The 12,228-nt window shown below is 68.3% G+C and carries 1 protein-coding gene (only partly in view); it reads left to right on the forward strand.

Annotated features, from left to right (window positions below; genetic code table 11):
* Positions 1-12,228, forward strand: partial view of an Ig-like domain-containing protein gene (locus G4D83_RS22845; RefSeq protein ID WP_163866931.1) — the 5' end (the start) only. 19,866 nt of this gene lie beyond the right edge of the window; the window shows 12,228 of its 32,094 coding nt (coding positions 1-12,228); it begins with the start codon at positions 1-3; its stop codon lies beyond the right edge, outside the window.

The following is a 12,228-nucleotide window of genomic DNA, read 5'->3' on the forward strand; positions in this document are numbered from 1 at the left end:
TTGGGCGTCGCCTTGACGGCCAGCGCGCAATCACCCGTGGTGACGGGGGCCTATCCCGTTGCCCCGTTGCGCCCTGGCGCGTCCAGCGTCGAGATTGGCTTCGACATCGAACATCAGGTGTCGCAGGTCCTTGTCTCCGTCGAAGGGGCCTCCGCGACTCACGGTGCCTTCGTCACCCTGTCGAACCTGCGAATCGACCGTGACTTCGCCGGCGCCTTGCCGTTCCACGTCCTCGTCCCGCTGAAGGCCCCGTTCCCCGAGGACGGTGCGCTGAAGGTCACCGCGATTCCCGTTGGCCCCGATTCAATTCCGGGCGCCGCGTTCACCACCACCTATGACGCCAAGGCCAGCCCTCCGGGTTTCGGGACGACGCCCGTGACGGTGCGCACCGACTCGACCGCGGGCGGCATCATGCTCGAGGTCGCCTACACGGGACAGGTGGCCTCCGCCGAACTGTCCATGATGGGCGCCTCCTCGCTCGTGCTTCGCACTGCGTTCGGTGATCTGAGTGAGGCGGAGGCGCAGGCCTTCGTTACCTCCCGTCGCCTCATGGGCCGTCCTCGCGCCAGCGCACCGGGCCGAATCCAGTTTTTCGTTCCCACCGTCGACGGCAAGGTTCCTCCCGACGGCGTCGTCATCGCCGACGTGGCCCTTCAGGACCCTTTTGGCCGCACCGTCCATACCTCCGCTGTCGAGTTCACCAACTCCGCTTCGTTCGACCCGCTTGTCTCCATCTCCGTGCAGCCCGACTCCCTCCTGATGGATCAGGTCGGCCGTCGCGAGCAGCTCAAGGTCTTCGGCAACTTCGCCGTCGCCGGAGATGTGGACCTGTCCGGCGGTCGGCATGGTGTCCTCTATTCGTCGAGCAACCCCGCCGTTGTCGCCGTTACACAGACGGGTGAAGTCATCGCGCTGGGGCAGGGTGACGCCACCCTCAAGGTCACCTATGCGGAGCGCACGGCGGACGTGCCTGTCATCGTCACCGACCCCTCGCGCATCGTCGAGACACGCATTGCCCCGAGCACGGTGACCCTGGCGCGCGTGGGTGCGACCCTCCAACTCAAGCTCGAAGGACTCCTGGATGACCCTGTCTCCGGTCGAGTCATCGACTTGTCTCCCTCCACCCTGAACACGGTCTGGAGCTCTAGCAACTCAGCCACTGTCTCCGTCTCCGCCGACGGCAAGCTGACCTCTCGTGGCGTCGGCTCGGTCACCATCACCGCGACTCACACCACGGCGGAGGACGTCGTGTGGACCGAGGAGGCTCGGGTCGAGGCCCTCGATGGGGATCCTCAGGTCCACCTCGCAGGCCCTACCTCCATCGCCGCCGGTGCGAACTTCGAGGTCCGTGCCACCGCCTCCGATGACGTTTCCATCAAGCACGTCACCTTCCTGCTCAACGGCGTCCCCACCGCCGAGGATGACTCCGCCCCTTACACCTTGAGCATCCAGGCCCCGCCCGTCGCCGGCTCCATCCTGCGCCTGGCGGCCATCGCCGTGGACTCGAGCGGCAAGTCCTCCTCCCAATCCACGCTCGACGTCAAGGTCATCCCCCCTGACGGTCCCAGCGCGATGAACGTCGTCTATGAATTGCCTGCCTCGGGCGCGAGCCTCATCGAGGGCGTCCCCCACACCCTCCGCGTCACCAGCGGCGACTGGACTTCGGGCTCCCTCGCAGCTCTCGATTTCCAGGCGGTGCGATTCACCGTTGACGGCGCTCCCGTGGGTGTCGCCCAGACGCCTCGGGTGGAGTTGCGTCCCGTCCCCAATACCAAGCCACAGCAGATCGCCGCCGTTCCGCTTTGGGAGGTCCATTACATTCCCCCTCCAGGCACCCAGGGCACCTCGGCAGCCATCCAGGCGGTCGCCGTGGACCGTCATGGCGCCACGGCCGCGGGTGCCTCGCTCCTGGTTCGAATCGTCGGCAACGCACCACCACTCGTCACTCGTCGCAGCCCCCAGGGTGACACCGTCGAGGTGACCGAGAACGTCCCCTTGTCCGTCGAGGGCACGGTCAGCGACGACGCACTCTTCTTCAGCGTCCAGGTGGCGTTGCTCGTCGATGGCAATGCGGTCGCCACCACTCGGTTGGATCAGGGCGGACAGGGCGGAACGGCTCGGGGCGCCCAGGACTTCAAGCTCTCCTGGACGCCGCCTTCCGGCCGCGCGGGCAAGCGCTCTCGCGTCGAAATCCAAGCCATCGACCATGCCGGACTGGAGCGACGCGTGGGCTTCGAGGCCGTCATCAAGGCGGACGGCCCTCCCTCCATCTCCATCCTGACCCCTGTCGAAAATGCCTCCTTCATGGGCGGCACGAGCATCGTGCTCACCGCTGCGGCCACGGATGACAGCGGAGAGCCGCCGCAGGTGACCTGGAAGGTCAACGGTCAGGCCGTGGGCCAGTCCTCCACGCCACCGTACCGGACGCTCTACACCACCCCTGTCATCACCGAGAACTCCCCGCCGTCCGCCAGCAGCCTGGAGGTGGCGGCCGTCGCACGGGACGCCCAGGGGCATGTGCAAGAAAGCGGGGCCATCCGGGTCTCGCTCATCAAGGATTCATCCCCGCCCACCGTCTCCATCCTGACGCCGAGCCACCACTCCCAGGCTCCCAACTCCCAGGGACTTCTCGTCACCGTCGCGGGCGTCGACAACGTCGACGTGGTGAAAGTGGAGGTCTTCCTCGACGACGAACAGACCGCCTTCTTCACGGATGTGTCGCCAGGAAAGAACGCGGGCGTGGCTGGCTCGTTCATCAGCTACGTCGTCATCCCCCGGGAGAAGTTCTTCCAGGGGCAGCTCGCCAAGGATCAGCTCGAACTGACCGCCCGCGTGGTCGACGCGGCGAACAATCGCAAGGAGGCGAGCCACACCGTCTTTCTCAAGGCGGACCGCGCGCCAACCCTGGAGTTCGTCAGTCCAGGCAATGCCACCACTGTCACGGCGGCCACTCGCATCCCCATCGTCCTTCACGCAGAGGATGACGTGGCGGTCTCCCGCGTCGACCTGTTCGAGATGCGGGGCGGAACTGCCCACTCCATCGGTTCGGCGACGCTGCCGCCATACCGGTTCGACTTGCTGCTGCCGACGACTCCTGGCCCGTTCACGTTGAAGGCGAAGGCGTTCGACAGCGCCGGAGTGGAGAACGCCGGGGATGTCACCCTCACGCTGAACGTCGCGGCAGATGACGAGCCTCCGATGGTGGCCTTCCGCAGCCCCTCCGAGGGCAGCAAGGTCTTCGCCGGTGCCAGCCGCGGCGTGGACATCGTGGTGGTGGCGACCGACAACGTCCGGGTCCAGCACGCGTTGCTTTATCTGCGCGACCCCACGGCACCCAAGGGCTCCACGGCTCCGGAGTTGTTGGTGGGCTCGGGGCCCGTGTCCGGCACTCAGGACGGGCTGTACCAGGTCTTCAAGTGGAAGCTGGATGTGCCGGCTGCATACGCGGACAAGATGCTGAGCCTGCGCGCCGTGGCGGTGGACGATGGAAACCGGAGGGCGGAGCGCACCCTCGTGCTCCAGGCGGTGCAGAACACCGCTCCCATCGTCTCCCTGATGACGCCCGCTCCGCGTTCTCCGGTGAAGGAGGGCCAGGACGTCACCGTCACCTTCACCGTCGCCGACGACGAAGGTGTTGCGAGCGTCGCGCCTCGCTCGGGCGGTGTCACCCTGGAGCCGTTCATCGGCCCCATCGATGCCTCGGTCCAGCAGAAGCTCGTGGTGCGGGCACCCATCGTCAACGCATCCGCGCCCGCATCGGAGCGCTCCGTAGGCGTCGCCGTCAGGGACGTGAGCCCCGTGCCCCAGGTGGGGCAGGCGGATGTGTCGCTCGACATCATCGACGACGTGGAGCACCCCACGGCCTTGCTGATGGCCCCGATTCCGACGGCCTCCGACAAGGTCATCCAGGTCCCGTCCAACGGCAGCCTCGGCATGCGGGTCGAGGTCTCCGACGACGTCCGCGTCTCGCGCGTGGCCGTGTTCCTGGACTGCCCGGAGACTTCGCCTGGGAATCCGCAGCCCTCCTGCCCGGAGTTGCTGCCGCAGGACCCGGGGCAGCCCTTCCTGAGCGCCACGCAGGAGGACTTCGAAGAGGTGCGTGCGCCGAACCCCCAGGGGCCAGGCGACATCCTGGTCAGCCGCCGCTACGTGGGCACGTACTCCGGAACCGTTTCCTTCCGGCCCCCCGCTGATGACCGCTTCAAGCCCGCGCCCGTGAGGCACGTCCTCTTCGCCCGCGCGTATGACCCGGCCGGTAACTTCACCAATACCTCGAAGGTCGAGTTCGAGATCGTCCCTGTCGAGGACAAGTTGCCACCGGTGGTGCGCGTCTCGTTGGACGGTGTCCCCAATGCGCAGTCCTGTGTCTCGGGGGCCAAGGTGAAGCTCGATGTCCGCGCCTCGGATGACAGCGCGGTTCAGTCTTTGTCCGTGCGCTTCGACGGGGGCGCTCCCATCGCGGGGCTTTTGCAGACGCCCTCGACTCTGCCGGCCACCAGTGTCTCCCTGACGGGAGATTTCACCCTGCCTGTGTTGACCGGCTCCGAGTCTCGCACCGTGAGCTTCGAGGCCACGGCGGTGGACACGAAGGACCGCCGGACCGTGTCGGCGTACTCCTGCCTGTTGGTTCCGGACTCGGCTCCCGTCGTCCGCTGGGTCGCGCCGACGAGCGGGGACCTGGTCGAGGAGCAACGCTACAGCGGCTCACTGGAGCTTCAGGACGACGTGGGACTCCAGGCCGCCTGGCTGGTGGCCTCCACCTCCGACGTGGGGTCGGTGGCGGCGACCCATTTCGCGCTTCGTGCCCCGGCCCTGGACGGGACGGAGTCAGCACCGTTCAACGCCACCGACTTCGCGTTCTCACGCGCCACCCTTTCTTTCGGCGTGCATCCGCTTCCTGGCGAGACCAGCGCCTTCACCGTGGCCGGCGAAGAAGGTGCCCTGCGAGTCACTCCCCAGGTGGCCGTGGGCAACGACGGCGCTCATGGCGTCCTCAAGTTGAAGGTCGCGGGAGCGACTCAGGGAGCCCAGGCGCGCGTCACCTATCACCTCCGTCCCAAGGAGAACCTGCCGGTGGAGGACCGCCCCGCGCTGGAGGCCTTCAAGGCGAACTTTCCCTCGGGCGACCTCACGCAGCCGCGCATTGTGGCCCTGAGTCCCAATGCGGACACCTCGGTGGATATCGGGTTCCCGGCCAGGGTGGTGGACGTCGAGCAAGTCCGGGTGGAGTTGCTCCGGGCTGGGGGGGAGACCCACCCCATGCTCGTCTCCGGGCTCGCCGTTCGCTATCAGTCCGGTCAGCCGTATCAGGTCCGCGCCATCGCGGCGGGGCAGCAGGTGGCCGTGGATCCGCTGCTCGTGGACCTCAAGCCAGGGGCGCTGACCTCGCGGCAGGTCGACTTCCGCATCCCCGAGTCCTGGACGTCCTCGGACGTGCGGCTGACCACGCTGGCGGTGGACTCTCGCGGGGCCACGGTGCGTGACACGCGTGGACTGCCGGTGGTGCCCGACGCCGTGGCACCCCAGGTGAGCATTCTCGGGATGGGGGAGGGCGCAGCGGTCGTGGCAGGCCAGCCGCACGCCGTGCGCGTGCGCGTGTCCGACAACGCGAGCCTCGCGCGGGTCCGCTTGCTGGTGGATGGTGTTCCCCAGGGTGAGCAGCTCCTGGTGGGCACCTCACAGGAACTCTCGTTCCCGGTGACGCGGGAAGCCCTCGGTGCCGTCGAGTTGTATGCCCAGGTCTGGGACCGCGTCGGCAATCCGTCGATTTCGCAGCCGTCGTACCTGCAGGTGGTCCAGGACGGGGCGCCCGTGGTCCAACTGGACCGTCTGGAGGCCCTTGGCGAGACGGTGAGCCGCACGGAGTTGGAGGGTGGCTTCGTCAGTCTGCTTCAGGGCCAGACCGCGACGCTGTACTTCACCGTCAAGGACGACGTCGGTTTGAAGTCCGTGACCACCGTCTTTGGCTCGGAGGCTCCCCGGACGCAGACCTTCGTCCCCGCCGTGGGGAGCAGCCCGCTCTCCGTGTCGTTGACTCCGCCCATGGGGCCAGAGGGCCTTCCCACCGTCCTCACGGTGACGGTCAAGGACACGGCCGACCATGAGCAGAGTGCTCGGCTGGTGGTGGAGAGCCGCAGGCCTCGTGCCCCCGAGCTGGCCTTCCTGGAACCCGCGGTGGATGCCTCGCTCGTGGAAGGCAGCATCCAGCTTCGCCTGGGCGCGTTGTCGGCGGACGACACGCGAGTGACGGGGGTGGAGTTCTTCGTCAACGGCAAGCCCGTGCTCCAACTCGAGGAGCGCCACGGCGTTTCCGTCCCGACGTTCTTCAATGACGAAGGCGACCCCGTCGCTTCGGACGTCACCGTCCGCGAAGCGCTCGCCAACCTGCGTGTGGTGCCGGAGGAGATTGCTCGCTACCGCATCTTCCGGGGGCTGTTGTCGTTGCCGGCGGGCTTCGTCCGGTTGGACCCGAACCGCTCGGAGAGCTTCGTGCAGATCCGGGTGGAGGCTCGGGACCTGGAGGGCAATCGGTCCTCCATGGAGCGACGGGTCCGCATCGTCTCCGACTCGCGACTGCCCATCGCGAGCGTCCTGCGGCCTAGCCTGGGCCGCGACGTCATCGAAGGCACGCCCGTGCTCGTTCAAGTCCAGGCGCACGACAACGCCTTCGTGGACCGGGTGGAGATCTACGCCGGCCCCAGCGCGGAGGCGCTGGAACTCGTGCACGTCGCGGGAGGTTTCCCGCCTGAGAACGCGCTGCCGGGCTCGGCCTTCGACGTGTACTCGCCCGTGGTGACGTTCCAGCACTCGGTGCCGGAATTGGCCCGACTCGGAGGTCTGGACAATGTCCCGTACTTCATCGCCACGCGGGCCCGTGATGTCTCCGGGAACTACGGTGAGATGGAGTACCAGCAGATCGACGTGGTGAGGGACCGGGAGCCCGCGCTGTCCATCCTGTCTCCGGCGGATGGTACGCGCGCGGTGGCGATGAACCTGCTCCCCGTGGTGATGTCCGCGGAAGACGACGTCGGTGTGACGTCCGTCTCGCTCCATCTCGACGGTGCCGCGCTCCCCGTCGCCACGCTGACCCAGCCCCCGTTCAACTTCCTGGTCCCCGTGCCGCAGACGGAGGGCGGAACGCTTCGCTTGCAGGGCCGGGCCAAGGACAGCTTCGGCCATGACGTCGTCTCCCAGACGGTCATCTTGACGGTGGCGAAGGACCAGCCCCCCACGGTGGCCATCGCCCAGCCAGGCAACGAGAGCATTGTCTACGAAGGCCGCGACGTCTCCGTCCTCGTCGCCGCGCAGGATGACGTCGAGGTCCGTGGCGTCGAGGTCACCGTGGAGGGAGGACTGAACGGGCCGCTGCACTTCGTCAGCACCACCCGGCCCTATGTCTTCCGGATTCCGCTGCCGCATGGCTCGCGGGGGCATCGGCTCACCCTCAACGCCAAGGCTCGTGACTCGGCCAACCAGACGACCCAGGCCCAGCCTGTCTCCGTCACGGTGCAGCCCGACACGACGCCTCCCACGGTGAAGTGGTCCTCTCCGGCCAACGGCTCCGCGATACGCGAGGGGCTGCGGCTCGACGTGGAGGCTCGCGCTGACGACAACGTGGGCCTCGCGAGCGTGACGTTCGCCGCACAGGTCGGCGACAGCCCCCCTGTCGAGGTGGCTCGCTTCGCCGCGCCTCCCTACCGCTTCTCCTACTCCGTGCCCAAGGCCCTGGTCCCCGCGAGCGGGGCCGCCGTGCCCGTGAGCTTCACCGCCAAGGCGGTCGACCTGAGCAACCTGTCCGCGACCGCCACCGTGACGGTGAGCGTGGTGGATGATGAGGCCCCCAGCGTGACGCTGGTGGCTCCCAGCAAGCCCGTGGTGGTGCGACAGCCGGCCACCTTCCATGCGGACGCCAGGGACTGGGTCGCCCTTTCGCACGTCACGTTCCTCGTAGGCCCCGCGCCGGACCAACTCGTCGAAGTGGGTCGCCTCTTCGTGGCGCCCTACGACTACGTCTTCGTGGCGGAGGCGTCCCAGGTGGGGCAGCGGCTGTGGATGGCGGCTCGCGCGGTGGACTCGGCCGGGCAGTCGACGCTGTCGGAGGTCGTGGACTTCACCGTGAGGGAGGACCAGAGGCCCACGGTGGAGCTGACGCGCCCCGAAGCCAACAGCGTCGTCTTCGCGGGTGCTCGCGTTCGCATGGAGGCCAACGCGGCGGACGCGGACAGTGGTATCGCGTCCGTGTCCTTCTTCGTGGACGGGCGCAAGGTCGCCACGGCCACCTCGGCTGCTGGCATTCCAGGCAGGCCGGGCGCCTATGTCGGAAGCTTCGTCGCTCCGCTGGGCAGCGGGAGCCGGACGTTCGACGTGCAGGCCGTGGCCGTGGACAAGGCCGGACAGGAGACCGCCTCCGCGGTGCGCAAGGTCGGAACGATTCCAGACACCGTGGCGCCGGAGGTGGAGCTCGTCGATCCGCCGCATCTCGATATCGTGACGGAAGGCGAACCGCTCCTCATGTCCGCGTTCGCGGAGGACAACGCCGGGATCGACCGGGTGTCATTCACCGCGACGAGGGACCTGCCGGGTGGCGGCTCGGTGACCGAAGAGCTCGGCTCGACGGCCATGCCCGTTCTGGCCAGCTCGGGGCGGACGCACTACCGATACTCCTGGTTGCTGCCGACGCCCATGGCGGGACAACAGCGCACGCTCCAGGCCCGCGCGAGCGACTTGTCCGGGAACTCGGGCGTGTCCCAGGTCGTCCGGCTGGAAGGCGGCATGCGCCCCGCGCGACCGCCCTATCAACCGTTCGGCATCGCGGGTGAGAGCATGCGCCTGTCGGCGCTGGCCTTCGATGGGAACACGGTGGGCGTGGTGGGCATCACGGGAGCGCCCTGGGGGGCGCCCGTGTCCCAGGGGGTCGAGTTCTTCCAGGTGTCGGCCGCGGCGCAAGAGCCGATTGCAGGGCTTGTCGCGCACGCGCTGGACGGCGTGCCCGTGGCCTCGGCGTTCCATGAGCAGCTGGCGCTCGTCAGCGTTCGCCACACCGCACGGGACGGTGCCGGAGCGCTGGTGCTCTTCGACATCCGGGAAGTCGGCAACATCAAGCGCGAGGGCTCCATTGACCTGACGGGCCCCGAGGTGGGCGGCGTGGCGGCGGCGGGGAAGCTCGGCTTCGTGGCCAATGGCGCGGCGGGCGTCGTGGTGGTGGACCTGGCGAGTCCGGCCTATCCGCAGCGGCTCACGACGCTGGCAGTGACAGGTGGGGCCCGCGACGTCGCGGTCGTGGGCGACCGGCTGCTCGTGGCGGCGGGGACCGGAGGACTCCGAATCCACGACCTGACGGACCCGGAGCTGGGGGAGCTGGGCTTTGTCCCTCTTCCTGGCAGCGCGGAGACCGTGACGGCCGAGGGGACGCGGGTCTTCGTCGGGTGTCAGGGCGCGTCCGCTGCGCTCGCGGTGGTGGAGCTGCGCGGAACGCCGCGCGTTCTGTCCTTGCTGTCCCACGCGTCAGCCCGTGCGGACCTGCTGGCCACGGGGCAGCGCTCGGTGGCTGCCCTGGGCAACCTGTCCGTGTCCACGGTGCAGTATGTCGACGCGGAAGCCCGCCCCGTGAAGGGGCTGCTCACCACGTCCATGGTGGATGACGAGGGCGTCGCGACGAAGCTCGTCCACGCCAATGTGCCGGCGGCCCAGGACGTGCTCTTGACGTCGAAGGGGCCGATGACCCTGTTTGGCCACGCTGGCATCGCGGAGTTCACCGTCCCCCGACTGCTCGTCACCGACGTGACGCCCTCGGATGGCGAGGAGCAGGTCGCGCTCGGGGGAGAACCGTTGGAGCTTTCCATCGGCTTCTCTCAACCGGTGGATCCCCTGACTGTGACTTCCGCACGGGTTGCCCTTCGCAAGGGGCTGCTGAACAGCGCGCCTGTCGACGTCACCGTGCGCGTGAGCGAGTCAGATGACCACCGCATCGAGCTCGTCCTGCCTCAGAACACGATGCTGGAGCCTGACACCCAGTACTCCATCACTGTCGAAGCGGGCCTCCGGAGCCAGCCTCCGTTCAACCAGGCGTTGGAGAAGCGCTTCATGGCTCGCTTCCGCACGGGGACGGCGACGGGAGCCGCGCCACGGGTGAGCGGCGTGGTGCCAAGGGCGGGGGCCGTGGATGGCGGCACGCTCGTGAAAATCTCCGGCGAGCACTTCGTGACGGGCGCACGCGTGTACTTCTCGGGCGTCGAGGCGATGGACGTCATCGTCGACGGGGGCGGTGCCTTCGTCATGGCGCGTACGCCCCGGCACGTGGAAGGCCCCGCGCGAGTTACGGTGATCAACCCAGACGGGCTCGCGGGGAGCCTGCTGGGTGGTTTCGTGTACATGGACATCCTCCAGGTGAACCTGGCCAGTCCCTCCTCGGGGCCGCTGGTGGGTGGGCAGGCGGTGGAGCTGTCAGGGGCGGGGTTCCAGTTCGGCGCGGAGGTCTATTTCCGAGGGCTGTCCTCGGATGCGCCGCAGGGAATCAAGTCGACCGTGGCCACGGTGCTCTCGCCGGGCCGAATGCGGGTGATGACGCCGCCCGGGAGCTTCGGGCCCGCTGACGTCATCGTCATCAATCCAGACGGGCAGCGCGCGGTGGCGCAGAGCGCGTACCTGTATTCGAATCTGGCGACGACGAAGCGGATCGCTCGCTACACGCCCGTCGTGGATGGACCGGAAGGTCGTCCCGCTGATCGGCTGCCCCAGGGGCGTCCCGGCCGGGTCGTGCTCGCCGACAACAGGGCCTATCTGCTCTCCGACGCCTCCATCGCGAAGGAGTCGAAGGACATCACCGAGGTGTTGAAGGGCAGCACCCTGGGTGCTCTCTCCGTGGTGGACTTCGCGGTGCCCGCGAGCGCGAGCGTGATGGGCGGTGCGTCGTTTCCTCCTCCGTACAAGCCCCAGGCGCTCACCGTGCGTGGGAGCGTCGCTTATGTGGCGGCGGAGGCGGAAGAGCTTCCCTATGTGGACATGGTGGGGGAGGGCGGAGCTTCGCTGCTCGTGGTGGACGTGAGCCTTCCGGCGCAGCCTCGGCTGGTGTCAGCGCTTCCCTTTGAAGGCAAGGCGCTGGAGGTCGCCGTGGTGGATGACCTCGCGCTCGTCGCCGCGGGTGAAGGCGGCCTCGCGGTGTTCTCGGTCGTGGACCCGCTGCGTCCTTCGCTGCTGGGCGCCCTCCGGTCCTTCCTGATGAAGGGGGCGGTGCGGCCCGTCTCCATCCAGAGCGTGAAGGTGATGGGGCGCTATGGCGTCCTCGATGCATCCTCGGACAACGCGCGAGCGACACTCGTGGTGGACCTGGCGCGCCCCGGCTTTCCCGTGGTGGGCGAGGCCCCGGCGCTGGGAGAAGTGGCCCTCTTCGAGGGGACGGGCCTGTCCGCGGTGAATGGCGAGGCGAGCCTCGCCTCCCTGGTGCCGCCGACGCTTCCGCGCAAGGTCTCCTCCGTGGCCGCGCTGGTCGAAACCCGCTTCTCGATGTCGGCGCTGGGTCCTCACCTGGGCGTGAGCGCTGGTGGGAGCGTGGTGCAGCTCACCGCGAGCTCCGAGCCCTTGGAGCCGCTCCCCGTGGACGCCGTGGACCTCTGGCCGGCGACCGCCCTGGGCGGCATCGCGATGGACCGCGGCGTGGTGGTGGCGTCCCTCAGCGAGGTCTACTCGCCGCCGAACCAGGTCGCTCCGAATGATGGGTTGGCGATCATCGAAGTGCCGTTCCCCATGATTGTTTCGACGCAGCCCCGGGCTCACGAGACGGGGGTGCCCAGGACGATCAACGTCGTCCTGGACCTCAACATGCCCGTGGCGACTCCGGGACGGCTCGATGTGCGGCTCGTCAAGCTGAACGGCTCCGTCGAGGGTGAGTGGGTGACGGCGACCGTCACGCTCCCTCAGGAGCGTCCCGACCGCATCGTCATCACGCCCGCCAACCTCCTCGAGACGGGGATGCGCTATCGGGTTGTCGTCACGGGACTGAAGGGCGCCCAGGTGGGCTCCCTCATGCCCGGTCGCTTCGTGATGGAGTTCGAGGCGTCGGACGAGACGGTGTCTCGTCAGCCGGTCGTCGCGGCGCTGTCTCCTCGCGAGGGGCCGGTGGCGGGCGGGACGCTCGTCACGCTGTCGGGTGCGAGCTTCGAAAGTGGGCTGGAGGTCCGCTTCGGCGGTGTTCCCGCCGTGGTCGAGTCCGTCTCTCCGACGGAGTTGAAG

Source organism: Myxococcus eversor (genome assembly GCF_010894455.1).
Taxonomy (GTDB): domain Bacteria; phylum Myxococcota; class Myxococcia; order Myxococcales; family Myxococcaceae; genus Myxococcus; species Myxococcus eversor.